Source organism: Homoserinimonas sp. A520, assembly GCF_054489245.1.
The window spans coordinates 546,135-572,911 of the sequence record NZ_JBTMWX010000001.1 but is presented as its reverse complement, the minus strand read 5'-3'; the positions used below and the strand labels follow the sequence as shown (position 1 = coordinate 572,911).

General features: G+C 66.4%; 25 protein-coding genes. 11 read left to right on the top strand and 14 right to left on the bottom strand.

Annotation, left to right across the window (positions count from 1 at the left end; all coding sequences use genetic code 11):
• The first annotated feature begins 173 nt into the window (after window positions 1-173).
• From dnaK to ACX3PH_RS02845, 6 genes are all read left to right on the top strand, one after another.
• On the top strand, window positions 174-2,033 hold the full coding sequence (gene dnaK, locus ACX3PH_RS02870) for a molecular chaperone DnaK (RefSeq protein ID WP_459089183.1): 1,860 nt from the start codon (window positions 174-176) through the stop codon (window positions 2,031-2,033).
• A gap of 2 nt (window positions 2,034-2,035) precedes the next feature.
• Window positions 2,036-2,620, top strand: a complete 585-nt coding sequence (locus tag ACX3PH_RS02865) for a nucleotide exchange factor GrpE (RefSeq protein WP_459089181.1) — start codon at window positions 2,036-2,038, stop codon at window positions 2,618-2,620.
• A gap of 176 nt (window positions 2,621-2,796) precedes the next feature.
• A complete protein-coding gene (locus tag ACX3PH_RS02860) occupies window positions 2,797-3,789 on the top strand; it encodes a DnaJ C-terminal domain-containing protein (RefSeq protein WP_459089179.1) in 993 nt (330 codons plus the stop codon).
• Window positions 3,790-3,808: 19 nt separating this feature from the next.
• Window positions 3,809-4,231: a heat shock protein transcriptional repressor HspR gene (locus ACX3PH_RS02855; protein WP_459089177.1), complete on the top strand. Its 423-nt coding sequence runs from the start codon at window positions 3,809-3,811 to the stop codon at window positions 4,229-4,231.
• 26 nt (window positions 4,232-4,257) lie between these two features.
• Window positions 4,258-5,394: a class I SAM-dependent methyltransferase gene (locus tag ACX3PH_RS02850; RefSeq protein WP_459089175.1), complete on the top strand. Its 1,137-nt coding sequence runs from the start codon at window positions 4,258-4,260 to the stop codon at window positions 5,392-5,394.
• A gap of 136 nt (window positions 5,395-5,530) precedes the next feature.
• Window positions 5,531-7,699 carry an ATP-dependent Clp protease ATP-binding subunit gene (locus ACX3PH_RS02845; protein ID WP_459089173.1) on the top strand — a complete coding sequence of 723 codons (2,169 nt, stop codon included), beginning with the start codon at window positions 5,531-5,533 and terminating at the stop codon, window positions 7,697-7,699.
• Window positions 7,700-7,715: 16 nt separating this feature from the next.
• Here ACX3PH_RS02845 and ACX3PH_RS02840 read toward each other — a convergent pair whose 3' ends face one another.
• The 8 genes from ACX3PH_RS02840 to ACX3PH_RS02805 form a co-directional block, all read right to left on the bottom strand.
• Window positions 7,716-8,702, bottom strand: a complete 987-nt coding sequence (locus ACX3PH_RS02840) for an LLM class F420-dependent oxidoreductase (RefSeq protein ID WP_459089171.1) — start codon at window positions 8,700-8,702, stop codon at window positions 7,716-7,718.
• A gap of 97 nt (window positions 8,703-8,799) precedes the next feature.
• Window positions 8,800-9,867, bottom strand: coding sequence for a threonine aldolase family protein (locus ACX3PH_RS02835; RefSeq protein WP_459089169.1), 1,068 nt, complete (start codon window positions 9,865-9,867; stop codon window positions 8,800-8,802).
• A gap of 120 nt (window positions 9,868-9,987) precedes the next feature.
• Window positions 9,988-10,455, bottom strand: a complete 468-nt coding sequence (locus ACX3PH_RS02830) for a DapH/DapD/GlmU-related protein (RefSeq protein WP_459089167.1) — start codon at window positions 10,453-10,455, stop codon at window positions 9,988-9,990.
• Between the two features lie 65 nt (window positions 10,456-10,520).
• Window positions 10,521-11,615: an ABC transporter permease gene (locus ACX3PH_RS02825; protein ID WP_459089165.1), complete on the bottom strand. Its 1,095-nt coding sequence runs from the start codon at window positions 11,613-11,615 to the stop codon at window positions 10,521-10,523.
• A complete protein-coding gene (locus ACX3PH_RS02820) occupies window positions 11,612-12,496 on the bottom strand; it encodes an ABC transporter ATP-binding protein (RefSeq protein ID WP_459089163.1) in 885 nt (294 codons plus the stop codon). The genes ACX3PH_RS02825 and ACX3PH_RS02820 overlap by 4 nt, the downstream gene beginning before the upstream one ends.
• Window positions 12,497-12,670: 174 nt before the next feature.
• Window positions 12,671-13,369, bottom strand: coding sequence for a response regulator (locus ACX3PH_RS02815; protein WP_459089161.1), 699 nt, complete (start codon window positions 13,367-13,369; stop codon window positions 12,671-12,673).
• Window positions 13,366-14,637 (bottom strand): sensor histidine kinase, encoded by a 1,272-nt coding sequence (locus ACX3PH_RS02810; protein WP_459089159.1) that lies wholly within the window; start codon window positions 14,635-14,637, stop codon window positions 13,366-13,368. Before ACX3PH_RS02810 ends, ACX3PH_RS02815 begins: the two co-directional genes overlap by 4 nt.
• A 58-nt stretch (window positions 14,638-14,695) precedes the next feature.
• Entirely contained in the window at window positions 14,696-15,487 is a 792-nt protein-coding gene (locus ACX3PH_RS02805; protein ID WP_459089156.1) for an IclR family transcriptional regulator, read from the bottom strand.
• A 181-nt stretch (window positions 15,488-15,668) separates the two neighbouring features.
• Between ACX3PH_RS02805 and ACX3PH_RS02800 the strand changes: the two genes are divergently transcribed.
• From ACX3PH_RS02800 to ACX3PH_RS02790, 3 genes are all read left to right on the top strand, one after another.
• Window positions 15,669-16,613, top strand: coding sequence for an acetaldehyde dehydrogenase (acetylating) (locus ACX3PH_RS02800; RefSeq protein ID WP_459089154.1), 945 nt, complete (start codon window positions 15,669-15,671; stop codon window positions 16,611-16,613).
• A gap of 3 nt (window positions 16,614-16,616) precedes the next feature.
• Complete coding sequence (gene dmpG / locus ACX3PH_RS02795; protein ID WP_459089152.1) at window positions 16,617-17,645, top strand: 4-hydroxy-2-oxovalerate aldolase; 1,029 nt, start codon at window positions 16,617-16,619, stop codon at window positions 17,643-17,645.
• Between the two features lie 71 nt (window positions 17,646-17,716).
• Window positions 17,717-19,036, top strand: a complete 1,320-nt coding sequence (locus tag ACX3PH_RS02790; RefSeq protein ID WP_459089150.1) for an MFS transporter — start codon at window positions 17,717-17,719, stop codon at window positions 19,034-19,036.
• A gap of 93 nt (window positions 19,037-19,129) precedes the next feature.
• Here ACX3PH_RS02790 and ACX3PH_RS02785 read toward each other — a convergent pair whose 3' ends face one another.
• From ACX3PH_RS02785 to ACX3PH_RS02765, 5 genes are all read right to left on the bottom strand, one after another.
• Window positions 19,130-20,524 carry a DUF6421 family protein gene (locus ACX3PH_RS02785; protein ID WP_459089148.1) on the bottom strand — a complete coding sequence of 465 codons (1,395 nt, stop codon included), beginning with the start codon at window positions 20,522-20,524 and terminating at the stop codon, window positions 19,130-19,132.
• Between the two features lie 171 nt (window positions 20,525-20,695).
• Complete coding sequence (locus ACX3PH_RS02780) at window positions 20,696-21,511, bottom strand: alpha/beta fold hydrolase (RefSeq protein ID WP_459089146.1); 816 nt, start codon at window positions 21,509-21,511, stop codon at window positions 20,696-20,698.
• Between the two features lie 67 nt (window positions 21,512-21,578).
• A complete protein-coding gene (locus tag ACX3PH_RS02775) occupies window positions 21,579-22,244 on the bottom strand; it encodes a GntR family transcriptional regulator (RefSeq protein ID WP_459089144.1) in 666 nt (221 codons plus the stop codon).
• A 39-nt stretch (window positions 22,245-22,283) separates the two neighbouring features.
• The gene (locus ACX3PH_RS02770; RefSeq protein WP_459089142.1) at window positions 22,284-22,886 is read right to left on the bottom strand and encodes a VOC family protein; all 603 of its coding nucleotides are present in this window, start codon (window positions 22,884-22,886) and stop codon (window positions 22,284-22,286) included.
• 9 nt (window positions 22,887-22,895) lie between these two features.
• Window positions 22,896-23,729, bottom strand: a complete 834-nt coding sequence (locus ACX3PH_RS02765) for an exodeoxyribonuclease III (protein ID WP_459089140.1) — start codon at window positions 23,727-23,729, stop codon at window positions 22,896-22,898.
• A gap of 157 nt (window positions 23,730-23,886) precedes the next feature.
• Here ACX3PH_RS02765 and fgd point away from each other — a divergent pair, with 157 nt between their 5' ends.
• Window positions 23,887-24,891, top strand: a complete 1,005-nt coding sequence (fgd, locus tag ACX3PH_RS02760; RefSeq protein ID WP_459089138.1) for a glucose-6-phosphate dehydrogenase (coenzyme-F420) — start codon at window positions 23,887-23,889, stop codon at window positions 24,889-24,891.
• Window positions 24,892-24,895: 4 nt separating this feature from the next.
• Window positions 24,896-25,897, top strand: a complete 1,002-nt coding sequence (locus ACX3PH_RS02755) for a TIGR03557 family F420-dependent LLM class oxidoreductase (RefSeq protein ID WP_459089136.1) — start codon at window positions 24,896-24,898, stop codon at window positions 25,895-25,897.
• Window positions 25,898-26,049: 152 nt separating this feature from the next.
• On the opposite strand, the gene ACX3PH_RS02750 is transcribed toward ACX3PH_RS02755, so the two are convergent.
• Complete coding sequence (locus ACX3PH_RS02750; protein WP_459089134.1) at window positions 26,050-26,769, bottom strand: MBL fold metallo-hydrolase; 720 nt, start codon at window positions 26,767-26,769, stop codon at window positions 26,050-26,052.
• Window positions 26,770-26,777: the final 8 nt, after the last annotated feature.

Sequence of the window (26,777 nt, the reverse complement as noted above, 5' to 3'; positions counted from 1 at the left end):
AGGTCCCCGTTCCTACACGGTGGCTATCGAGCGCGGGGCCTACCGGTCTGAATTGAGCCACCTCGACTCAACTTTCACGACTCTCGCCTTGACATCCGAAACCGCTCCACTAAACTTGAGCGGGTGAGACTCAACTCTCACAATCACAGACTTTGTAGAGAAGGAGAACGAGCATGGCTCGAGCAGTAGGAATCGACCTGGGAACCACCAACTCGGTGGTCTCGGTACTTGAAGGTGGAGAACCCACCGTCATCGCGAACGCCGAAGGCTTCCGCACCACCCCATCCGTCGTCGCATTCACCAAGGACGGCGAGACGCTCGTCGGCGAGACCGCGAAGCGCCAGGCGGTTACCAACGTCGACCGCACCATCGCATCCGTCAAGCGCCACATGGGCACCGACTGGACCACCGAGGTTGACGGCAAGAAGTACACGCCGCAGGAGATCTCGGCCCGCATCCTGGCCAAGCTGAAGCGCGACGCCGAGCAGTACCTGGGCGAGCCGGTGACGGATGCCGTCATCACCGTCCCGGCATACTTCAACGACTCCGAGCGCCAGGCGACCAAGGACGCCGGTGAGATCGCCGGCCTCAACGTGCTGCGCATCATCAACGAGCCGACTGCCGCCGCACTCGCCTACGGTCTCGACAAGGGCAAGCAGGACGAACTCATCCTCGTCTTCGACCTCGGTGGCGGAACGTTCGACGTCTCCCTGCTCGAAGTGGGCAAGGACGACGACTTCTCCACCATCCAGGTGCGCTCCACCTCCGGTGACAACCGCCTCGGCGGTGACGACTGGGACCAGCGCGTCGTCGACTACCTGATCAAGCGCTTCAAGGACTCCACCGGCGTTGACGTCTCCAACGACAAGATCGCCAAGCAGCGCCTGAAGGAAGCCGCCGAGCAGGCGAAGAAGGAACTGTCCTCGTCGATGAGCACGAGCATCCAGCTGCCGTACCTGTCCCTCACCGAGAACGGGCCGGCCAACCTGGACGAGACGCTCAGCCGTGCCAAGTTCGAGGAGCTCACCAACGACCTTCTCGAGCGCACCAAGAAGCCGTTCCACGACGTCATCAAGGAGGCCGGTGTCAGCGTCAACGACATCGCCCACGTGGTGCTCGTCGGTGGCTCCACCCGCACCCCAGCGGTGCAGGAACTGGTCAAGAACATGCTCGGCGGCAAGGAGCCGAACAAGGGCGTGAACCCCGACGAGGTCGTCGCCGTCGGCGCCGCCCTCCAGGCTGGCGTGCTGAAGGGCGAGCGCAAGGACGTCCTCCTCATCGACGTCACCCCGCTGTCCCTCGGTATCGAGACCAAGGGTGGCATCATGACCAAGCTCATCGAGCGGAACACGGCCATCCCCACCAAGCGCAGTGAGACCTTCACCACGGCGGATGACAACCAGCCGTCGGTCGCGATCCAGGTCTTCCAGGGTGAGCGGGAATTCACCCGCGACAACAAGAACCTCGGAACCTTCGAGCTGCAGGGCATCGCCCCGGCACCCCGCGGCGTGCCGCAGGTCGAGGTCACCTTCGACATCGACGCGAACGGCATCGTGCAGGTTCACGCGAAGGACAAGGGCACCGGCAAGGAGCAGTCCATCACCATCACCGGTGGCTCGGCCCTGTCGAAGGAAGACATCGAGCGGATGGTTCGCGAAGGTGAAGAGAACGCGGCAGAAGACAAGAAGCGTCGCGAGGCAGCGGAGGTTCGCAACTCCGCCGAGCAGTTCGTCTACTCCACCGAGAAACTCATCAAGGACAACGACGAGAAGCTGTCGGATGGCGTCAAGACCGAGGTCCAGGCCGACATCGACGCCCTCAAGTCGGCGCTCGCCGGCGATGACGACGCGGCCGTGAAGACTGCACTCGACAAGCTGAATGAGAGCCAGCAGAAGATCGGCGAAGAGATCTACGCCCAGAGCCAGGCCGAGCAGCCGGCCGAGGGTGCGCCGACGACCGAAGCCCCTGAGGGCAGCGACGAAGACATCGTCGACGCCGAAGTGGTCGACGACGAGCCGACAGAGAACAAGTAACCATGGCTGACAAGAAGGACAAGAACCCGAAGAAGGGCGAGGGCCAGGTGCCCGAGCCCGACTCCGGGGCCACCGAACAGGACGACGGCCTGATCGAGGCCGAAGGTCCCGACGTCGAAACGTCGCTCAGCGAAGCGGACCTGGCATTCCTCGGTCAGAGCGCGGAAGACCTGGCAGCCGAAAGGCTCCAGGACCTCCAGCGGCTGCAGGCCGAATACGTCAACTACCGCAATCGGGTGGAACGGGACCGCGAGACCAGCAAACAGGTGATCGTCGCGGACGTGGCGAAAACCTTCCTGCCGATCCTCGACGACCTGGACCGCGCCGAAGCGCACGGCGACCTCGAAGAGGGCCCCATGGCGCTCATCGCCCAGAAGTTCCGCACCACCGTCGAGAAGCTCGGCGTCACGCGCGTGGGCGTCAAAGACGAGCCGTTCGACCACAACGTGCACGAAGCCGTCGTGCAGGTACCGACACCAGACATCGAAGCGATGACGGTGGCGGATGTCATCGAGCCCGGCTACCAGCTCGGCAGCCGCCTGCTCCGGCCGGCGAAGGTCGTCGTGGCGGTACCGCAGGAAGAGTAGTACCCAAGCGGGTCGAGCTTGTCGAGACCAGCACCAAAGCGGGTCGAGACTGTCGAGACCAGCTGAGCTTGCCGAAGCATCCGGATCTCGACAAGCTCGATAGGTCTCGACAAGCTCGACCCGCGAAGGACAAGCTCGACCCGCGAACGGCACGATAGAAACGAAGGGAGGCACAGATGGCCAGCCAGGACTGGTTCGAGAAGGACTTCTACAAGATCCTCGGTGTCTCCAAAGACGTGTCAGAAGCCGACCTGAAGAAGCGGTACCGCAAGCTCGCGCGGCAGTACCACCCGGACTCCAACCCGGGTGACGCGAAGGCCGAGGCGAAGTTCAAGGAGATCAGCGAAGCACACGCCGTGCTCGCCGACCCTGAGCAGCGCCGCGAATACGACCAGGTTCGGGCCATGGGGTCCGGCGCCCGGTTCACCTCCGGCGGACGCGGCCAGGCCGGAGGCTTCGATGACGTCTTCGGTGGCATGTTCGGCCAGGGCCAAACCCAGGGGGCCGGACAGCGTCCCAACTTCTCGCAGGGCGGCTTCGACGACATCTTCGGCGGACTCTTCGGCGGTGGCGGGTTCGGCCAGTCGACCGGCGGCTTCCGCGGTGCGGGCGGCCCGACCAAGGGCCGCGACGTCACCGCGACCACCACCCTCGACTTCGTCAGCGCCATCAATGGCGACACCGTGAAGCTGCAGGGCCAGGGCGGCAAGCCGATGACCGTGAAGATCCCGGCTGGGGTCGCGGACGGCCAGAAGATCCGGCTCAAGGGCAAAGGCGAGGCGAGCATCGATGGCGGCCCATCCGGGGACCTGACGATCACGGTGTCTGTGCGCAAGCATCCGGTATTCGAACGTGATGGGAAGAACCTGAGGGTGGATGTCCCAGTCACCTTCGCAGAAGCGACGCTCGGTGGAACGATCGAGGTCCCCACCCTCGGCGGGCCGCCCGTCAAGCTGAAGGTTGCTCCGGGCACCCCGAGCGGCCGAGTTCTGAGGGTCAAGGGACGAGGTGTGCAGACCACGACCGGCGTCGGTGACCTGCTGGCCACCATCCACGTCGTCGTACCCAGCCACCTCAGCGCCGAAGCGACCAAGCACCTCAACGCGCTCGCGAAGGCCCTACCCGACGAGAACCCGCGCGACGACCTGCTGGCCAAGGCGCGGAGTTAGCCATGGAGCGGAGTTGAACATGGACCCGAGCGCCCCCATCTTCGCCATCGCGGTGGCCTCCGAGTTGGCGAACATGCACCCGCAGACGCTGCGGCAGTACGACCGCATGGGGCTGGTCAGCCCGAAGCGCACCAGCGGGAAGTCGCGCCGGTACTCGATGCGCGACGTCGTGCAGTTGCGTGAGATCGCGAAACTCGGCTCCGAAGGGGTCAGCCTGGAGGGCATCCGCCGCATCCTCGAACTCGAGAACACGGTCTCCGCGCTCCACGAGCGGGTGCGCGAGCTCGAGGTCGCGCTCGCCGATGAGCTGCTCAACCGCCCGGGTCGTCGCGTGTTCGCGGCCGACGAGACCGGTGACGTGGTCTCGCTGAAGGCCGGCGAACGCGTCAAACGGCACACGCAGCTGGTGCTGTGGCGCCCGAACGGTCGCTCAGGCTCGTGACGGCGGACGGGGAGTCGGGAGGGGCGATGGTCGACTTCGACCCGGACTTCGATTTTGGCGCGTTGCGCCGGTTTCCGGACGTGGAGGCCGAGAACCTGTTCGCCGTCGACGCGAGCGACCGGCTCATCCTCGATGAAGCCGCCGCGGACCTTGCCGCGCACCCAACCTCGGTCGGGGTCATCGGCGACCGCTACGGTGCCCTGACCCTCGGCGCGGCCGCCCGCCATGGGGCGCACGGCATCCGCGTGTTCCAGGACCCGCTCAGCAGTGAGTTCGCCCTCGGCCACAACGCCGCGGCCGCCGCGCTGGATGACCGGTTCGAGAACCATGGGCTGGGCGCAGAGCTGCTGACCGGCGCCCGCGTCGTGCTGCTGCAGTTGCCGCGCAGCCTGAACGAACTCGACGAGATCGCCGGGGCGATCGCTCGGCACGCCGACCCGGAGGTCGTGGTCTTCGCCGGCGGACGCCTCAAGCACATCACGCAGGCGATGAACGACGTCTTGGGGAAGCACTTCGGGTCGGTGTCGGCGACACTGGCCAGGCAGAAGTCACGGGTGCTGGTCGCGCGCGGCCCCAAGCCGTCCGAGGGGCAGTACCCGCAGCGGGAATTCCACGACGACCTCGGCCTGTGGGTGTGCGCGCACGGCGGCGCGTTCGCCGGCACCAAGCTCGACATCGGCACGCGGTACCTGCTCAGCTTCCTGCGCGAGATGAAGGCGGATGCCCGCACCGCCGTGGACCTCGGATGCGGCACCGGCATCCTGGCCGCCGCCCTCGCGCGCAGCCGACCCGACCTGGCGATCCTGGCGACCGACCAGTCCTGGGCGGCCGTGGCATCCGCTCGCGCAACAGCAGAGGCGAACGACCTGACGTTCACCGTTGCCCGCGACATCGGACTGAGTAAGCAGCCGGATGCCTGCGCCGACCTGGTCCTGCTGAACCCGCCGTTCCATGTCGGCTCGGCCGTGCACGCCGGGGTCGCCCTGACCCTGTTCGACGAGGCCGCCCGCGTGCTGAAACCCGGCGGCGAGCTGTGGACCGTATTCAACTCGCACTTGAAGTATCGGGCGGCTCTGATGCGCTCGGTCGGGCCGACCCGCCTGGTCGGCCAGAACCCCAAGTTCACCGTGACAGTGTCCACCCGCATGGAGGCGACCCCATGAGCGCGCGCCTGACCTCACCCACGAGAACTCGCACTCGAGAGGGTCGTTCGCTTCGAGCGCACGCCGACGCTGGCAACCTGAGTACCAAGCGAATAAACTTGAGTCTGTACGACTCAACTTTGAGGAACGGATAACCATGGCGAACATGCAGGGCGCACCTGATTCTGAAGAGGACGCCAAGACCGCACTCGAGCGGTACGGCGTCGACCTGACCGAGATCGCCCGCGCCGGAAAACTCGACCCGGTGATCGGCCGCGATGCGGAGATCCGTCGTGTCAGCCAGGTGCTCACCAGGCGCACCAAGAACAACCCCGTGCTCATCGGCGAGCCCGGCGTCGGAAAGACCGCCGTGGTCGAGGGTCTCGCCCAGCGCATCGTCGCCGGCGACGTCGCCGACTCGCTGAAGGGTAAGCGACTCGTCGCCATCGACCTGGCAGCGCTCGTCGCCGGTGCCAAGTACCGCGGCGAATTCGAGGAGCGCCTGAAGGCCGTCCTCAAGGAGATCAACGACGCTGAGGGCGAGATCATCACCTTCGTCGATGAACTGCACACCCTGATGGGTGCCGGTGGCGGCGAAGGGTCGGTCGCGGCATCCAACATGCTCAAGCCCATGCTCGCCCGTGGGGAGCTGCGGCTGATTGGCGCGACCACCCTCAACGAGTACCGCGAATACATCGAGAAGGATGCCGCGCTCGAACGTCGTTTCCAGCAGGTGTACGTCGGCGAGCCGAGCGTTGAGGACACCGTCGCCATCCTGCGCGGGCTCAAGGAACGCTACGAAGCCCACCACCGTGTCGCCATCGCCGACAACGCGCTGGTCGCCGCCGCCGTGCTGAGCAACCGGTACATCTCCGGGCGGCAACTCCCGGACAAGGCCATCGACCTGATCGATGAGGCCGCCAGTCGGCTGAAGATGGAGATTGACTCCTCCCCGGTCGAGATCGACGAGTTGAAGCGCGCGGTCGATCGGCTGAAGATCGAAGAGCTCGCGCTCAAGAAGGAGAAGGACGCGGCATCCCGTGCCCGCCTGGAGAAGCTGCGCTCCGACATGGCCGAGCGGCAGGAGAAGCTGGACGAGCTGGAGAAGCGGTGGAAGAGCGAGAAGGGCGCGCTGCAGGATGTCGGTGAGCTGAAGACCCGGCTCAACGAGGCACGCATCGCCCTCGACCGTGCCATGCGCGAAGGGGAATACCAGGACGCCTCGAGGCTGAACTACGAGGTCATTCCGGAGATCGAGAAGAGCCTCGACCAGGCTGAGCACCCCGAAGTGCAGGGTGAGCGGATGGTCAACGACCAGGTCACCGACGGAGACATCGCCTCCGTGGTCGCGGCCTGGACCGGCATCCCGGTCGGCCGCCTGCTGCAGGGCGAGACCGAGAAGCTGCTGCACCTGGAGGCTGAGCTGGGCAAGCGCCTGGTCGGCCAACGGCGTGCTGTGGGTGCGGTCTCGGACGCGGTTCGCCGCTCGCGGGCCGGCATCGCGGACCCCGCCCGCCCGACCGGATCGTTCCTGTTCCTCGGACCGACCGGCGTCGGTAAGACCGAGCTGGCCAGGGCGCTCGCCGAGTTCCTCTTCGACGACGAGAAGGCCATGATCCGCATCGACATGAGCGAGTACGGCGAGAAGCACACCGTTGCGCGCCTGATCGGTGCGCCCCCCGGGTACATCGGATTCGAACAGGGTGGGCAGCTCACCGAAGCCGTTCGCCGCCGTCCTTACAGCGTCGTGCTGATGGACGAAGTCGAGAAGGCGCATCCGGAAGTCTTCGACGTCCTGTTGCAGGTTCTCGATGACGGTCGGCTGACGGATGGGCAGGGTCGCACAGTCGATTTCCGCAACACCATCCTGATCCTCACCTCCAACCTCGGCAGCCAGTACCTGGTCGACCAGACGCTGACCCAGCAGGCGAAGGAGGATGCTGTCAACGCGATGGTCCGCCAGGCGTTCAAGCCCGAATTCGTGAACCGGCTCGACGACATCGTCATCTTCTCCAGCCTGTCGATGGAGGACCTGTCCCAGATCGTCGAGCTGTACATCGACCGCCTGTCGACACGCCTCGAGGAGCGGCGCCTGACTTTGGCGGTGACACCGGATGCCCGTGCCTGGCTTTCCGAGCGCGGCTACGACCCCAGCTATGGTGCCCGCCCGCTGCGTCGCCTCATGCAGAAGGAGATCGATGACAGGCTGGCGAACGCCATCCTGGCCGGGCGCATTCGCGACGGGGACACGGTGCTCGTCGGGCTGTCGTCGGACGGGGAGTCGCTCACGGTCGACCGGCAAGAGGGCGCACCGGCCGCGTTCTGACCGGCACTATGGCGGGTCACTGCAGCGCGGGCATGACCTTGCGCTCGAACAGCTCGAGGCCCGAGCGGTCGTACGCCGCTTCGGGGAAGTAGTGGATGGCGTAGCCGAGCCCCAGGGACTTCAGGTGGAGCATCCGCTCGACCACCTGCTCGGGGGTGCCGACAGCGTTGGCTGACGCGTACTCGTGCAGCTGCTTTGCGGTCGCTTCCGGACTCAGGTAGCGCGAAAGCCGGGCCTCGAGGGCACGCAGGCGCTCCTTCACCTCGGCCTCGGTGCTGGCGATCACGGTGTTGAAGTTGGAGCTGCGCACGATTGCGTCGAAGTCGGTGCCCACCTCCGCGCAATGCTGCTTCAGCAGGTCGCTCTTGTGGCTGAAGGTGTCCCGGGTGTTCACGAAGTTCGTGTAGTTGGCGTACTTCGCGGCAATGCGCAGCGTGACCTTCTCGCCCCCGCCGGCGATCCACAGCGGGATGCCGCCCTCCTGCAACGGGAGCGGGCGCACGATAGCGCCATCCACCTGGTAGTGCTTGCCGTCGAGCGTGGCGCTGCCGGTGCTCCAGGCCTGCCGCATGATCTGAACGCCCTCGTCGAGCCTGCCGAGCCGTTCGCCGGCGCCCGGGAAACCGTAGCCGTACGCGCGCCACTCGTGCTCGTACCAGCCGGCGCCGATGCCCATCTCGACGCGGCCGCCCGAGATCACGTCGATGGTGGATGCCACCTTCGCCAGGTAGGCGGGGTTCCGGTACGTCATGCAGGTGCACATCTGGCCGAGCCGGATGCGACTGGTGGATGCCGCGAAGGCCGCCATCAGGGACCACGCCTCGTGCGTCGCCTCCTCGCTCGGCACCGGCGAGGTGTGGAAGTGGTCGTACACCCAGATCGACTCCCACGGCCCGGCGTCGGCGTGCGCAGCCAGCCCGCTCATGGTCGACCAGTGGTCAGCCGGGTCGATGCCGACCAGGTCGAAGCGCCAGCCCTGCGGGACGAACATGCCAAATCTCATCCCGCCAGCCTAGGAGTTACCTTTGCGATAGCGCCCGTTCCGGAGAGATGTGCCCCGCGGAACGGGTGCATCTCTCCGGAACGGGCACTATTGCGGACTAGGAGAGTTCGGCGCGGATGGCCGCGACGAACGCGTCGATGTCGGCCTCGGTGGTGTCGTAGGAGCACATCCAGCGCACCTCGTTCCTGGCCGCGTCCCAGTCGTAGAAGCGGAACTTCTCGCGCAGGCGGTCGGCGACACCGGCCGGCAGTACCGCGAAAACGGCGTTCGCCTCGGTCGCCTGGCTGAAGCCGAGCCCACCGATCGCGCCGGATGCCATGCCGTCCTCGAGAGAGGAACGCAGCCGCGCCGCCATCGCATTGGCATGTCCGGCCGAGCGCAGGTAGAGGTCGTCGCTGAGCAGCGCGATCAGCTGGGCGGACACGAACCGCATCTTGGAGGCCAGCTGCATGTTCAGCTTGCGCAGGTAGATCAAGCCCTCGGAGGCATCCGGGTTCAACAGCACGATGGCCTCACCGAAAATGAGGCCATTCTTGGTGCCGCCGAAGCTCAGGATGTCGACGCCGGCATCCGTCGTGAACTCACGGAACGGAACGCCCAGGGCCGCAGCCGCGTTGGAGAGCCGGGCGCCGTCCATGTGCAGCACCATCCCGCGGGCATGGCAGTGGTCGGCGATAGCGCGGATCTCGTCCACCGTGTACAGCGTGCCGAGTTCCGTGGTCTGCGTGATGCTGACGGCGAGCGGCTGTGCGCGGTGTTCGTCGCCCCAGCCCCAGGCCTCCTGGTCGATCAGTTCGGGGGTGAGCTTGCCATCCGCCGTCTCGACGGTGAGCAGCTTCAGCCCGCTGATCCGCTCGGGGGCGCCGTTCTCGTCGGTGTTGATGTGCGCCGTCTTGGCCGAGATGACCGCGCCCCAGCGGGGGAGCACGCTCGTCAGCGCAGTGACGTTCGCGCCCGTCCCGTTGAACACGGGGAAGGTTTCGGCGCGCTCGCCGAAGTGGTGCTTCATGACATCCTGCAGCTTCGCCGTGTACACGTCTTCCCCGTAGGCGACCTGGTGGCCACCATTGGCTTCGGCGAGTGCCGCCATCACCTCGGGGTGGGCCCCCGCATAGTTGTCGCTGGCGAATCCGCGGTAGTTCTCGTCATGAAGTTTCACGCCCACCAGTCTCTCATCCGGGCGCGTCCCCACCCGTCAACAACGGACAGCCCCGCACACGGTACGTGTCCAGGGCTGTCTTCAGTTGACGGGTGAGCGGATGCTGCGGCTCAGGCGGCGCGGCGCTCAGGCTGCGCTGTGGGCGTGCTGCTTCAGGCGACGCGAGGCCGCGTACGGCCGGGTCGCTGGCGCGCCAGTTGTCCAGGCGCGGGAGGATGCGGTCACTTCGCCGCCGTCGGGAATCGTGGTGTCCCGTTCGATGCGCGCGAGTGCGCCGACCTTGACGTCATTGCCGAGCCTGGAGTGGCTGCCGACCCGTGCCCCGCTGGCCAGTTGCGTGCGTTCGCCCACGTGCACATTCGCACCGACGAAGACGCGCTTGCCGATTCGTGCTCCGCGGTCGATCCAGCTTCCCGGACCGATCCAGCTGTCTTCGCCGATCTCGGCGCCGGACTCCACGTAGGCCATCTCCGAGACGAATGTGCTTGGGTGTACGACCGCACCGGGGGAGACCCATCCGCGCCCGTTCGGGTGGCGGCGGTACTTCTCTACTGCGCCGGTGGGGTGTTCTACTTCTTCATTTACTCGTGCCATTGCGACCTCCTTCTGCTCGATCGCAACGGGTACAACGCAGTTTGTACCCCGAAAATTCCCTCGACTTACTTCGACAGGGCCTCGGCGAGCTTCACCCGCGCGCCCATCTTCAGCAGCCCGTTCGAGTACATCCGCGACCCGACACCGATGACGACGATGGTCGACACGATGAGGATCACCAGCGCCAGCAAGGGCTCCCACCACTGGGTGGCGCCGAGGAACACGCGCATCGGCATGCCGACGGGCGCCGAGAACGGCACGTACGACATGATGCCGAGCACGAGGGGGTTGTCGTTGAAGAAGATGACCAGGAAGTAGGGGATCATCACCAGGTAGGTGACGGGGGCTGTGGCGGATGCGACGTCCTCCTGCCGGGAGACCAGCGCCGCCGTCGCCGCGTACAGGGCCGCGAGCAGCACGAAGCCGAAGGTGAAAAACACCACGAACCAGACCAGGGAGGGGCCGACGTCGGCCAGCAGGATGTCCTGCCCGGAGGCGAGCATCCCGACCCCGGCCAGTCCGACGATGAGGACGATCTGGGCGAAGGCGAGGAGGCTGTTGCCGAGGATCTTGCCGGCCATCAGTGCGCGCACCGGCACCGTGGCCATCAGGATCTCGACGATGCGGGTCTGCTTCTCCTCGACAACGCTCTGGGCGATGGTCGTTCCGAAAGTCATCGCCGACATGAGGAAGACGACACCGAAGCCGACGGCTACCAGGTAGGCGAGGAACGGGTTCTGCCCCAGCGGTTCGAGCACCTCAACATCGGGGGAGACGCTCATCACGCTCAGCACCGATGATGGAGCGCTGTCGAGCCCGATCACGCTCACACCGGTGGGGCCGGATGACGGCACGATGGCGGCCTCGACCTCTTCGGAGCGCACCAGCTCTTCCGCCTCGTCGACGGAGCCGGCCTCAACGACCTCGAGTGCGCCACTCTCCTCCGCCAGCGACACGGCCGTGCCGACCGCGGCGACCTTGGGAAGCGTCGGGTTGGCGCCCATGATGCCGCCGATGACGACCGACGCGAGCACGATCAGCAGCAGCACGCCGGTCGAGATGAGGAATGCCTTGCTGCGCAGTCGCATCCGGATTTCGCGTTCGGCGACCAGCCAGGTCGCCTGCGCCATCCCGGGGGTCTGGTAGGTGCTGGTGCTCATCGGATGACCTCCTGGAAGATTTGGGACAGTGACGGATGCTGCGGTGAGAACGAGTGAACGGCACCGATCTGAATGGCCCGCTGCAGCACTCGTTGAGCCGTGTCGTTGCTGTCGACGTCGAATAAGGCGTAGCCGCCGGCAAACTCGAGCACCGTGACACCCGGCTCGGCGCGCAGCCATCCGGTGTCCCCGTCGAGTTGCAGCTCGTAGCGGTCCCGGGAGTGCTCGCTGCGAAGGCCTTCACGGGATCCGCTCGCCCGGATCTCCCCGTCGGCGATAACCACCAGGTCGTCGCAGAGACGCTCGACGATGTCGAGCTGGTGGGAGGAGAACAGCACGGGAACGCCGCGCGCCGTGTAATCCTTCAGCACCGACATGACAGTCTCGACGGCGATCGGGTCGAGGCCGGAGAACGGTTCGTCGAGCACCAGAACCTCGGGGTCGTGCACGAGTGCGGCCGCGATCTGGGCGCGCTGCTGATTGCCGAGCGAGAGACTTTCGACGGTGTCGTTCTTGCGCTCGCCGAGGCCGAGCCGCTCGAGCAGGCCGTCCGCACTCTCCTGTGCCTGGGCCGGCGGCATCCCGTGCAGGCGGCCGAGGTAGACGATCTGCTCGAGCACCTTCATCTTCGGGTACAGCCCGCGCTCCTCCGGCATGTAGCCGAAGTGGGAGCGGCGCTCCGCGGTGAGCTCGGCACCGTCGATGGTGACGGTGCCAGAGTCGGCCGATAGCACCCCCAGGATCACCCGCATGGTGGTCGTCTTGCCCGCACCGTTGCCGCCGACGAAGCCGGTCATGCGTCCGCTGCCGACCGTGAACGACACGTCACGCAGAACGCGCCGCTCGCCGAATGATCGGTTGATGGAGTCGAGTTGCAGCACGGGTTCCCTCCCACTGGTGGTCTTCGTTCTCAAGGTTATGCAGGCAGCGGATGCCGGGCATCCGTCCCACGGCTGGTCTGCGCCTCCGCCCTGAGGTGGACCCTGCAATAGTGACCGTTCCGGAGAGATGTGCCCGGCGCAACGGGTGCATCTCTCCGGAACGGGCACTAATGGTCAGGGGGCGGGCGAGACCAGGCCGTTCTCGTAGGCGAAGACGACGGCCTGCACGCGGTCGCGCACCCCAAGCTTCTGCAGCACTTTCGACACGTGCGTCTTGACCGTCGCCTCGCCGAGGAACAGCGACGACGCGATCTCGGCGTTCGACCAACCGCGGGCGACCAACGCCAGCACTTCCGCCTCGCGCTCGGTCAGGCCGGTGTCCGGCTTCGGGCGAGCGGATGCAGTCGGCGTCAGATTGCGCTCATCAACACTTCGCAGACCAACACTGCGCTGCCTCACACTCCTCTCGATCACGCTGCGCGTCACGTCGGGGGAGAGCAGGGCGTCCCCGCGGGCGACCACGGCGACCGCCTCAACCAGCTGCTCGGGGCTGGCCGTCTTCAGCAGGAACCCGCTCGCCCCGGCCTGGAGCGCCTCGAAGAGGTAGTCCTCCCGGTTGAAGGTGGTCAGGATCAGGATGCCGGCGTGCACCTCCGGGTCCGACACGATCAGGCGGGTAGCTTCCAGTCCGTCCATGCCGGGCATCTGCACGTCCATGCAGATCACGTCGGGTCGGAGCGCCCGGGCGCTGGCAACCGCATCGGCTCCGTTCGCCGCCTCGCCGACGACGTCGATGCCCGGTTCACTGTTCAGGATGATGCGGAAGCCGGCGCGCACCAGCTCCTGGTCGTCGACCAGCAGGACGGATGTCATCCGGTCACCGCCGCCGTGTCGGCAACCGTCGTGGGAACGCTGGCTCGCACCAGATAACCGCCTCGCATTCGAGGACCGACCTCAAGCTCGCCGCCGGCTGCGGCGATGCGTTCCCGCATGCCGACGAGGCCCAGCCCGCGCCCGTTGCCGGTGCCATGACCGGTGCCGGTGTCGACGATTTCGAGTTCAACCCGATCAGGTTCGTAGCGCAGTCGAACGTCCGCCGTCGCATCCGGGCCAGCGTGCTTGCGCACGTTGGTGAGGGCTTCCTGCGCGATGCGGTATAGCGTGAAACCGGCCAGCGTGGTTACTTCGCGGGGTTCGCCGATGACCTGGAACCGGGTGGGAACGCCCGCGGTCGTGGTCGATTCCGCCAGGGCGGCGAGCTGGTCGACGCCGAGGGTGCTCGAGCTCTGCGATGCGGCATCCGACTCTGTGCTGCGCAGTGTGGTCAGCAACCGGTGGAGTTCATCGACTGCCTCGCGGGCGCTGCGCTCGATGAGTTCGAGCGACTCGGATGCCTGCGCCGGGTTCGACTGGATCACCCGGCGCGCAGCCCCGGCCTGCACCCCCATCACGGACACGTGGTGGGCGACGACGTCGTGCAACTCGCGGGCGATGTTCACGCGATCGAGGGCGACGGCTTGTGCAGCACTGTGCTCGCGCTCCTGGGCGAGCTCCGTGGTTCGCGCCTCCAGGTCGGCGCGCTGACGGGCGGATGCGTACATCGCGTTCCCGAAATAGTAGGCGCCGCCGAAGTACAGGATGTTGGTGATGATCTGGATGGTGGCGACCGAGGCGAACTGCGAGAACAGTCCCGACCGGGAAACTTCCGGCATCAACTCCGGATCGCTGACCGTGATGATGAGGTTCACGGCGATCCAGACGAACATCCCGAGGATGATCGCCACGCGGACGAGGTTCGCCACCCGCCGGTTCTGCCCCCAGGCGCCCAACGTGTAGATCGCCATGAACAGCGCGATGTTGATGAACAGCAGCTCGGGAACGGAGAACTGAAGCGCAACGAAGAAGCCGATCGAGACGAGGATGGCGACCGTTGCGGGATAGCGGCGCCTAAAAGCCAGCGGGACGGTGAGCACCGCGATCGCCAGGGCGCTCAGCCAGCCCGGTGCCGGTTCGTCGAAGTACCCGACGCGGTCGTGCAGGAACAGGCTGACGATCGTCCCCGCGGCGACCAGTGTCGCTGCAATCGCATCGCCACGGTAGCTGGCTGCGTCGGGGCGCGGCCTCACCCATGCTTCACTCACGCCTCAACGCTAGCGGCGAGCGGATGCCCGGGCATCCGCCCTGCGGCGGAGCCGGCTGCTACGAAGCCTGGGCGGCACCCTCGCCGTGCTCGAGGTATCCGAGCTGGGCAGACATGGTTGCCGCGCTCTCGGTGACGAGTTCGACCCAGTGCTCTTCCGGATGCTGCTCCCAGCGGGCGCTCGGCACCGAGACGCTGATGGCGGCCGCCACTGCACCGGACACGTCGAGCACCCCTGCGGCGACGCACCGCATGCCCGGGGTCGATTCCCCGTCTTCGAACGCCACACCGCGTTCGCGCACTGCCGCTAGTTCCGTCTCGAGCGCCGGCAGCGTGCGGATACTCCGTTCGGTGAACACCGGGAGGTTCGCCGGGTCCGGATACAGTTCCTGCAGCTTCTCCTCCGGAATGTCCGCCAGCAGCACCTTGCCGAGTGCAGTGACGCTAGCGGGTAGCCGCTGCCCGATGCTGGAAGGCAGCCGAGCGGTGTCGCGGCCTTCGATCTTGGCCAGGTAGAACACTTCTGACCGCTCCCGTAGGGCGACGCTCACCGTTTCCCTGCTGCGTTCAGACAGGTCGCGGGCGACGGCGTTCGCGGCCGTCAGCATGTCGAAGCGGGACGAGTAGGCGTTGCCGAGGTGGAGCAGTCGCACGCCGAGCCGGTACGTGTTGGTCAGTTCGTCCCGCTGCAGGTAGTCCCGCGTCACCAGCGTTGATAGCAGCTCGTGCACGGAAGTGCGCGGAAATCCGGTGAGCCGCCCGACGTCGGGGGCGCTCAGCGGCCGGCCGTCATCGAGGAACAGCTCGAGGATGTCGAGTGTCCTCATCACGGCGGGCGTCAGTCTGGCCATGCCTCTATGGATATCCCCTCTGCCACACCTTTGCAAATGCCGCCGCTTGACACGCCGCAGAAATTCGTGTTCTATATATCGAACGAGTCGCGACAAGTCGAACACTACGCGTATCGCGCGAACGAGTTCCCCCGGAATTTTCCCCCACCAGCAGGCTCGACCACACAGAAGTGAGAAGCGGATGGCACAGCCCATTAGCGCGGCAATCATTGGTTCCGGCAACATCGGGACCGACCTCATGATCAAGATCCTGCGCGGCAGCGGCATCCTCCGCATCGCCGCAATGGTCGGCATCGACCCAGAGTCGGACGGACTCGCCCGCGCAGAGCGTCTCGGCGTCACCGCGATCGCAACCGGCGTCGACGGCCTCATCGACCACGACGTCTTCGCCGACATCGACATCGTCTTCGATGCGACCTCCGCCGGTGCCCACGCATACAACTCGCGGAAGCTCACCGAAGCCAAGCCGGGCATCCGCCTGATCGACCTGACTCCGGCCGCGATCGGTCCGTACTGCATCCCGGTCGTCAATCTCGAGGACAACCTCGACGCCCCGAACGTCAACATGGTCACCTGCGGCGGGCAGGCGACGATCCCGATGGTTGCAGCTGTTTCCGCTGTCACTCCGGTGGCTTACGCCGAGATCGTCGCATCGATCTCGAGCCGGTCAGCCGGCCCAGGAACGCGCGCCAACATCGACGAGTTCACCGAGACGACCGCGGCCGCGCTCCGCGAGGTCGGCGGAGCGGCCAGCAGCAAGGCGATCATCGTGTTGAACCCGGCCGAGCCTGCCGTGATGATGCGCGACACCGTTTTCGCGCTCAGCGCCGACGGCGACCGTGACGCCATCGAGGCATCCGTCGCCGCCATGGTGGCCAAGGTGCAGGAGTATGTGCCCGGCTATCGCCTCAAACAGCAGGTGCAGTTCGACGACGTGACCGAGCCGGTCAACGTGCCGGGCGTCGGGGAGTTCACCGGCCTCAAGACAACCGTGTTCCTCGAGGTGGAGGGCGCCGCCCACTACCTGCCCGCGTACGCAGGCAACCTCGACATCATGACCTCGGCCGCTCTGCGCACCGCAGAGACGATCGCGACCCGATCCCTCACCATGCAGGAGGTGGCCTGAGCCATGTTCGACCCCACGAAAGACAAGTTGTACATCAGCGACGTCACCCTGCGTGACGGCAGCCACGCCGTCAGTCACCAGTACGGCGTCGACGACGTGCGTGCCATCGTCGCCGCACTGGATAAGGCAGGGGTCGACAGCGTCGAGGTCGCCCACGGCGACGGACTGAACGGCTCCAGCGTCAACTACGGGTTCTCGCGGCACTCCGATACCGAACTGATCGAGGCTGCGGCCGAGGTGGCCAAGAACATCTCGATCGCCACCCTGCTCCTGCCCGGCGTCGGGACGATCGAAGACCTCAAGCGCGCAGCATCCGCCGGCGTCAGCTATGTGCGTGTCGCCACGCATTCCACCGAAGCGGATGTCTCGGCGCAGCACATCGCGACGGCACGCGAGCTGGGACTCAACACCACCGGTTTCCTCATGATGAGCGCCATGACCACGCCAGCGAAACTGGCGGAGCAGGCGAAGCTGATGGAGGGCTACGGCGCGCAGTGCGTGTACGTCGTCGACTCCTCCGGCGCCCAGACAATGGACGACGTGACCGACCGGGTCAATGCGCTGCGTGACGTGCTCGACCCGGCCACCGAGGTCGGAATCCACGCCCACCACAATTTGTCCCTGGGCGTCGCCAACTCCGTCGCAGCGGTCAAGGCCGGAGCGAACCGGGTTGATGCCAGCCTCACCGGCATGGGTGCCGGCGCCGGAAACGCCCCACTCGAGGTGTTCATCGCCGTCGCAGACAAGCTCGGCTGGAACCACGGCACCGACCTGTTCGGCCTGATGAACGCCGCAGACGACATCGTTCGACCGCTGCAGCGCCGCCCGGTCCAGGTGGACCGCGAGACCCTGATGCTCGGGTACGCCGGCGTCTACTCGTCGTTCCTGCTGCACGCCGAACGGGCATCCGCCAAGTATGGAATACCCGCCCACACGATCCTGCTCGAGGTCGGCCGCCGCCAGCTCGTCGGTGGTCAGGAAGACCTCATCGTCGACGTCGCACTCGACCTCCTGGCTGCCCAGGCCGCCTGAGCCCCCGGAGTTATCCACGACCGCGACATTGACCTGTCGCACCCCATTCAATGAAGAAAGGCACCACCAGCATGACAACTCTCGACGAACGCCCTGAAGTGGTGGACAAGGCCGACCTGGTCACCCCAGCCGACCGTCGCCGAGCCCTAGCGGGATCCGCCGTGGGCAGCGCGGTCGAGTGGTACGACTTCTTCCTTTACGGAACGATGTCGGCACTCGTCTTCGGCCCTCTGTTCTTCCGCACTGACGACCCGACGCTGAGCACCATGCTCGCACTCGCGGCGTTCGCCCTGTCGTTCCTCATCCGGCCCATCGGCGGCATCATCTTCAGCCATATGGGTGACCGGATCGGCCGCAAGAAGACGCTCGTCATCACCCTCACGATGATGGGTGTTGCCACGGTGCTCATCGGCCTGCTGCCGACCTACGACCAGATCGGCGTGCTGGCGCCCATCCTGCTCACGTTCCTGCGTCTTGTGCAGGGTCTCGCGCTCGGCGGCGAGTGGGGCGGCGGCCTGCTGATGGCGGTGGAGTATTCGCCGCGGAAGCGCCGCGGGCTGTGGGGCGCAGTGCCGCAGACCGGTGCACTCCTCGGGCTCGCGCTCGGCAACCTTGCTGCCACCGGCAGCCTGGCGATCTTCCCGGAGGAAGCGTTCCTCTCGATCGGCTGGCGTATCCCGTTCCTTATCTCCGTGGTGCTGGTGGCGGTCGGCCTGTGGATCCGTCACACCGTCGATGAGACCCCGTCGTTCAAGAAGGTGGTCGCGACGAAGGCGACCGCTCGTGTCCCGCTCGTGTTGACGCTGAAGCGCAACTGGCGCGAGGTGGTCATCGTGATCCTCGCGAAGTTCATCGAGACAGCCACTTTCTTCCTGTTCGCCACCTTCTCGGTCGGCTACGCCGTCACCCTCGGCTACTCGCAGACTGAAGCGCTCAACGCGGTGCTGATCGCGGCGGTGCTCGCGATCCCGGCGATGCTCGCCTGGGGTGCCCTGTCCGACCGCATCGGGCGCAAGAGGCTCTACATCGTCGGGGCTGTCGCCGCAGCGGTGTTCACTGTCCCGTTCCTGTGGATGATGAACCAGATGACCTTCGGATGGCTGTTGACTGCGTTGATCATCGGCTTCTCGCTGATCTGGTCGAGCTACGGCGCGATTATCGGCACCTTTTTCGCGGAGTCGTTCCCGGCGGATGTTCGCTACACCGGTTCGTCGCTCGGCTACCAGGTCGGCGCCGCCATCGCCGGCGGCCCGGTGCCGCTCATCGCGACCGCGATCGTCGCCGCCGCGAACAACTACACCGGGGTCGGAATCCTCATCGGCGTGTGCGCCGTGATCTCGATCGCGGCCGTCGCGTTCGCGCGGGACCGGACCGGGCAAGAGCTCGACTGACGTTTCCTGTGGGTTGGGTAGGTCGCTAAGCGACCGTATCGAAACCGAGTTGGTTTCGATACGCGCTGGCGCGCTACTCAACCCACAGGGGGCCTAAGCGGTCTCGGCCGTGATCCCGGAAGTCGACTCGATTGTCTCCGTCATCTTCTTCGACAGCGCCTCGAAGAACATCGACAGCGGGAACTCGTCGTCCATCACCAGGTTGGTGAGCTCCTTCGCCGGACCATCCAGCGGCAGCTCACCGTGAGCCCAGACGGATGCCGGGTTCGGGGTGACCGTCGAGGTGACCAGTTCGTACGCGGCCAGCCAGTGCGCCACCTTTGGCCGGTCGATGGACCGCCAGTACAGGTCGTTGATGGCCTCGCCCAGCTGGTTGACGACATCCGGAACCTCGTCCCAGTCGATGGTGAGCTGGGTGTCAGTCCAGTGCAGCACGTGGTGCTGGTGCATCCAGGCGAACAGCAGCTGGCCACCGAGTCCGTCGTAGTTGCGCACCCGGCTGCCGGTGAGGGCGAAGCGGAAGATCCGGTCGAAGATCACCGCGTACTGCACCAGCTTGGCGTGCTTGCGGGTCTTCTCGTCGGTGTCCTCGGCACGCGTGAGCTTCACCGACTCGCGGAATGCGGTGAGATCGCAGCGCAGCTCTTCGAGTGAGTACAGGAAGAACGGCATCCGCTGCTTGATCATGAACGGGTCGAACGGCAGGTCGCCGCGCATGTGGGTTCGGTCGTGGATGAGGTCCCACATCACGAACGTTTCTTCCGCCAGCGTCTGGTCGTCGAGCAGCTCGGCGGCCTCGGCCGGCAGTTCGAGCCTGGTGATCTCGGATGCTGCGCGCACCACCCGGCGGAACCGGGCGGCCTCGCGGTCGGCGAAGATCGCACCCCAGGTGAAGGTGGGGATCTGCCGCATGGCGACCGTCTCCGGGAACAGCACCGCCGAGTTGGTGTCGTAGCCGGGAGTGAAGTCGATGAACCGGATCGGCACGAACAGCTTGTTCGAGTACTCCCCCGCCTCGAGCTCGCTGATGAACTCCGGCCAGATGACCTCGATCAGCACCGCCTCGACCAGGCGCGACGTGCTGCCGTTCTGCGTGTACATCGGGAACACGACCAGGTGGCGGATGCCGTCAACCCGGCTTTGCTGCGGCTGGAACGCCATCAACGAGTCGTAGAAGTCCGGCACTCCCAGGCCGTCGGCGACCCAGCGCTCGAAGTCGTTGACCAGGGCGCTCAGGTAGGCGGCATCGTGACGGAAGAACGGCGCCAGCTCTTCGACCGCCGCGGTGATGGCCGCAATATGGGAGGTGGCTTCCGCCTTCTCCGACTCGACCGATCCATCCTGCGACTGGAGGGCCTGCATGGCGACGGCGGCGGCCTTGAGGCGAAGCCAGGCCGGGTGCTGCGCGAGTTCAGTGCTCGTGACGGCGTCTTCGACGACCTCGGGCTCACCGATGATTGGGCTGCTGGTGTTCGTGACCTGCGACATGGTTTTACCTCCCGTCGTCCTGAATAGATGCGTACCTCCAGCGTAACGGTCGAATGTCAGCGTTTCCTTGACCGTTCCTGCGCATCGTTGCGCGGCGGATGCCCGCGACGCAGCCGTTTCACGCTGGGCGGGGGTTAGTTGCCTACCCGGCGGCTGCAGGCATCCGTTTCTCTACAGCCCGTGTTGTGCGAGCCACTGTCGCAGGATGCGCTCGAATTCCTCCGGTTGCTCAACGTTGGGCAGGTGGGCCGACCCCGGGAAGCGCGCGCTGTCGGCTTTCGGGATGGCGGTCGACAGGTACTCGTACTGCGCGAGGCACTCGCTGACGTCGTGGTCGCCGACGAGCACGAGGGTCGGCACGTCGATGTCGACGACGCGGTCGAATGCGGGCGGCTCCAGGGGGACGTGCGCGGCTGCCTCTTCCGCGTGCTGCAGGTTGACGGCGTTCAGTTCGTACGCCCTGGCGACGAACTCCTGGTCGAGGTCTTCCTCCCGGCGGGCGGGGCCGATGCTCCACAACTTCACCTCGAGGTCGCCCAGCGACTTCCAGTCCTTCGCCTCGAAGGCGGCGTCCATCTTGTCGGAGATGGCGTCCTCTTCCGGGGTGAGCTCCGTGTCGGGGAAGCCGCTCGGCCCCGAACCGATGGTCACCAGTCCGCCCACCCGCTCCGGATGCTCGATGGCCAGGTCGATCGCGATGCGCCCACCGCGGGAGCAGCCGATGACCGTGGCCCGCCGGGCGCCCACCTGGTCCAGGATGGCCAGGGCATCCGCATGATCGGAGAATTCGATGTCGTCGGTGGTGGTCTCGCCGAAGCCGCGGGTGTCGTAACGGATGACGAAGTGGTCCTTGGCGAGGGCGGGAACCTGGGGATCCCACATCCGCAGGCTGGCAATGCCGGCGTGGATGAGCAGCAACGCGGGCGCGACGGCCGGCCCTTCCGTCTCGTAGTAGAGGCGCGCTCCGTTCACGTCGAGGTGTGGCATGCCTTGAGGCTATTCCGGCCAGCCTGAAGAAACCAGCGTTGCGCTGGGAGCGGATGGGGTGTAGCGCCTACTCCTGGGGGATTTCGATGGCGCGGATGCTGTCGATCGCCTGGCGACCGAGGCGCCGGTCGCCCACGGTGACAGCCTGCAACAACTGCAGCTGCGCATCCGCCACCGCAGCGATATCGATGGCGTGGGGCAGGTCGAGGCTGCCGAGCCTGATCAGGTGCACGACCCGAGTGATGCCGTCAGTGAGGATCGGGTTGGTGGAGAGCGCCATCAGGTGGCTGAAGAACGCGAAGTTGGCTGTCGCGATCGCCGGGTAATCGAGCGTCTCCAACTGGGCGATGTAGGTGGCATGGTCGTGCGCCATTGCCTCGCGAACGTCGCCCGGAACACGGGCGGCGACCTCATCGACGAGCGCGCCGTAGAGGGCGGTCCAGACGACCATTGCCTGCGCGGTCTGTTCCGGAGTCACGGATGCCACCCGCGTGTAGCGGCTGGCGGATGCTTCAACCAGCCCGAGGTCGCGCAGCCGCTGGATGGCTTCGCGCACCGGTGTGCGGGAGACCTGGAATTGTTCGGCCAGGGCGCCGTCGCTGATCCGCTCACCGGGGAGCAGGCGACCCTCATGGATGCCGCTCAACAGGGTGTTGAAAATGGACGCGACCACCGGGCTGAAGCTGCCGTCGTCAGCGCCGCTGTCGCGAGTGTCGGGGGCCACTACGCTCATCGCTTGATTGTAAGGGTGGGAACTCATGCGTGGTTGCCGTCAGCGAAGTTCGACGGTGCCCGCAGGCCCGCCCAACACCGCTGTGAGCCTGGTCTGCGGAGCGCGCCGGAGCGTGAGGCCGACGCCAAGGCTGCCCAAATGTTCGCGCACCCGGATGGGGTCCGGATGCTCGCCGGCGAACGACTCGAGGGTCAGCTGCGGCAATTCGCGGGTCGACGGATGCGGGGTGTCACCCCACTCGATCAGGAACGGCAGCACGGTGTCCTTCGGCATGGTCAGTCGCCACGAGAGCAGGCCCGTCTCCGCCTGACGCGACATGGCGACCGGCTCTCCCGGGTCGTAGCCTCGCTCACGCGCACCGGCGACGACGAAGTCGATCTTCTCGGTGCGGATGGCCCAGCCGACCAGGCGCGGCCTGGTCAGGGCGCCGATCCCGAACCAGCGTGGGGCGACATCCTGTGCCCCATCCGGCCCGATCAGCTCGAAGTACCGGCCATCCCCCAGGCCGTAGAGCAGGTTGCGGGTGCCCATGCCGGGGTGGCTGCCTCCGGGTGCCGGGGCGAGGCCGAGCCGTTCGGTCAGGTCGGCGGCCGTGGCGTCGAGGTCGGGAGTGGCGTAGACGATGTGGTCGAGGACGGGCATGCTCGCTCCCTAGAAGATCATCGGGCGGTCGTCGTCGACCTCGACGTCCAGGTCGACGACCACCGGAACATGGTCGCTCGGGGCGTCGCCCTTGCGCTCGTTGCGGTGGATGCTGGCACCGGTCACCAGCTCGGCGAACGCCGGCGAGCCCAGGATGAAGTCGATACGCATGCCCTCGTTGCGGGGGAAAGCCAGCTGCTTGTAATCCCAATAGGTGAAGCCTTCCGGAACGAGCGGGCGCACGACATCCGTCAGCCCGGCCTCCATGAAGGCGTTGAACGCGGTGCGTTCCGGTACCGAGATGTGGGTGGACAACCCCGGGACCAGGCCGGGCACGTTCTGGTCGGCATCCGTCGGGGCGACGTTCCAGTCGCCCATCAGGGCGAGCCGCAGCCCGGGGTCCTCCGACAGCCAGGCGGCGGCGTCCTCGCGCAGGGCGGCCAGCCAGTCCAGCTTGTAGATGTAGTGCGGGTCTTCCAGCGATCGCCCGTTCGGGACGTACAGACTCCACAGCCTCAGGTCGGCCACCGTGACACCGAGCGCGCGGGCCTCGATCGGCAGGCCGGGGCCCTCCTCACCCTTCAGGAAGCCCGGCTGGCCCGAAAACTCGGTGGCGACATCCGTCATCGGCAGGCGGCTCGCGAAGGCGACGCCGTTCCACTGGTTCAGGCCGTGCGCGACCACCTCGTAGCCGGCCTCCTCGAACGCCTCCAGCGGGAACTGCTCCGGCTTGCACTTGATCTCCTGCATGCCGAGCACGTCGACGTCCTCCCGCAGCAGCCAGTCGACGACTCGACCGTGACGGGTGCGGATGGAGTTCACATTCCAGGTGGCGACGCGCATGCCCCCAGCCTATTGAGTCGCCGCCCCTCGTCCCTGATCCTAAATGAAGGAAAAACCCCGTCCACGTCACAACTTTCATGGGCTGGAGCCGCATTTTCACGAAAGTTTCCTTCATTTGGGATCAGACCGGCGGGAGGAGGGCCGGTAGCGTGGACACATGCTGAAACTGGGATTGAAGGCATCCGCCGAGCAATTCGCCCCGCGCGAACTGGTCGAGCTCGGAGTGATGGCGGAGAAGCACGGATTCGAGAGCGTCACCGTGAGTGACCACTTCCAGCCCTGGCGGCACAAGGGTGGGCATGCCCCGTTCTCCCTCGCCTGGATCGCTGCGGTCGGCGAGCGCACCGAGCGCATCCAGATCGGCACCTCGGTGATGACGCCGACCTTCCGCTACAACCCGGCAGTGATCGCCCAGGCATTCGCAACAATGGGCTGCCTCTACCCGGGGCGCATCCTCCTCGGCGTCGGCACCGGCGAGGCGCTCAACGAGATCGCAACCGGATTCAAGGGCGAATGGCCCGAGTTCAAGGAGCGCCTCGCCCGTTTGCGCGAGGCCGTCGACCTGATGCGCCAGCTCTGGGTCGGCGACCGCGTCACCTTTGAGGGTGAGTACTACCGAACCGATGGCGCCTCGATCTACGATGTGCCAGAGGGAGGCATCCCGGTCTACATCGCAGCGGGCGGTCCGGTCGTCGCGCGCTACGCGGGTCGCGCCGGCGACGGTTTCATCTGCACGTCGGGCAAGGGCATGGAGCTGTACACCGAGAAGCTGCTGCCTGCCGTCGCGGAGGGCGCCGAACAGGCCGGACGCAATCCAGACGACATCGACCGGATGATCGAGATCAAGCTCTCCTACGACACCGACCCCGAACTCGCGCTCGAGAACACCCGATTCTGGGCGCCGCTATCGCTGACGCCGGAGCAGAAACACTCCATCGAGGACCCCATCGAGATGGAGGCGGCAGCGGATGCCCTCCCCATCGAGCAGGTCGCCAAGCGCTGGATTGTGGGTTCCGACCCCGACGAGGTGGTCGCCCAGGTGAAGCCATACATCGACGCCGGGCTCAACCACCTCGTGTTCCACGGTCCCGGACACGACCAGAAGCGCTTCGTCGAACTGTTCGAGCGCGACCTCGCCCCGCGCATTCGGGCGCTGGGCTGATCGTATGAGCGCTGTTTCCATTGGGTACGCCGCGATGCTCGCGCAGTTCCCGCCGGCGGAGGCCGTCGCGCTCGCCGAGTATGCGGAGCAGCGTGGCTTCACCGGGGTGATGGCGACCGACCACTTCCAGCCCTGGGTTCCGGCTCAGGGGCAGAGCGCGTTCGTCTGGAACGTGCTGACGGCGATCGCCGAGCGCACCACCGGGGACATCGGGCCCGGGGTGACCACCCCGACGTTCCGGTGGCATCCGGCGATGGTGGCACAGGCATCCGCCACCCTCGCCGCCATGTATCCGGGACGCCACTGGCTCGGAATCGGCTCGGGGGAGGCGCTCAACGAACACGTGGTCGGACAGTACTGGCCGGAAGCGCACGAACGCATCAACCGGATGTTCGAGGCCATCGAGATCATCAAGAAACTGTTCAGCGCTTCACTGGCCGGCAAGGACGTGAAGCACGCCGGTGAGTTCTACAAACTCGAGTCGACGCGGCTGTGGACGATGCCCGCCGTCGCACCGGAAATGCTGGTGGCGACCTCCGGGCCGGTCACGGCGAAGCGGGCCGGGCGGGTGGCGGATGGCTTCATCACCGTCGAAGCACCGCGCGAGCGGCTCGAAGTGCTCTTCAACCGCTTCGCCCAGGGCGCGCGCGAAGCCGGCAGGGATGCGGCGACCATGCCGAAGGTGCTGCAGTTGCACGTGTCGTGGGCACCGACCGACGAGCAGGCGATGGCCAACGCGCTGCACGAGTGGCCGAACGGCGGCATGAGGTTCCCGAAGGGCGACATCCGCTCCCCGTTCGAGCTGGAACAGATGGCGAAGCTGGTGCGGGCGGAGGATTTCGAGGGGCGGATGGTGATCGATGCCGACCCGGACGTGCACCGCGCGTATATCCAGAAGTTCGTCGACCTCGGCTTCGACCGCATCTACCTGCACAACGTCGGCCGCAACCAGCGCGAGTGGATCGACGTGTTCAGCCGCGACGTGCTGCCCGCGCTTCGCCGCTAGCTAGAGCGCACGTTACCCCTCCCACACAAACCTGTCGCCAACGACGGGGATACTCGCGGCACGCCGACTTTCGCGCGGCTGGTCCCGGCGCGTTGCGAGTATCCCCGTCGTTAGCGACGGGGACACTGCGCACTCCGGAGCGACCCGTCGACCTACCGCGACCGGAGGTACTCGAGTTGCGCCTGCACAGACAATTCGGCGGCGAAGCGCACCGCGGGGTCGATGTCCGGGTAGACGGCATCCGCGATTTGTGTCACCGTCGCATCCGCCCCTATTCGCGACAGTGCTGCGCGCACCTCGTCCAGGCGCATCTCGCGATGGGCGATGAGCGCGTCGCAGGCGTCGGCGATCGAATCCAGTTCCGGACCGTGGGCCGGCAGCACCCTCGCGGAGCCGAACGCGCGAAGGAGCTGCAGCGAGTCGAGGTAGTCGGCGAGCGACCCGTCGATGACCGTGGTGCCCCGCCCGAGGATGGTGTCGCCGGTGAGCACGGCGCCGTCCACCACGAAGCACACCGAGTCGTTGGTGTGGCCGGGCGTCGCCAGCACGCGGATGCTCACACCCGCCGCCTCGATCACCTCGCCGTCGGTCAGCGGGCTGCCACCGTGGCAGTGCGCGGGGTCGACGGCGCGCACGGGCGCCCCGGTCAGCCGGTGCAGCTCGGCGCTCGCCGCCGTGTGGTCGGCGTGGTGGTGCGTGACCAGGATCAACTCCGGTTTCAGCGCAACGAGCTTCGCAATGTGGCCGGCATCCTCCGGGCCGGGATCCACGATCACGCAGGTTGTCGAGCCTGGTGCGCTGAGCGCGTAGGTGTTGGTGCCCTCGAGCGTCATCGGCCCGGGGTTCGGGGCGAGGATCACACGGGCGGCCATGCCCGGAA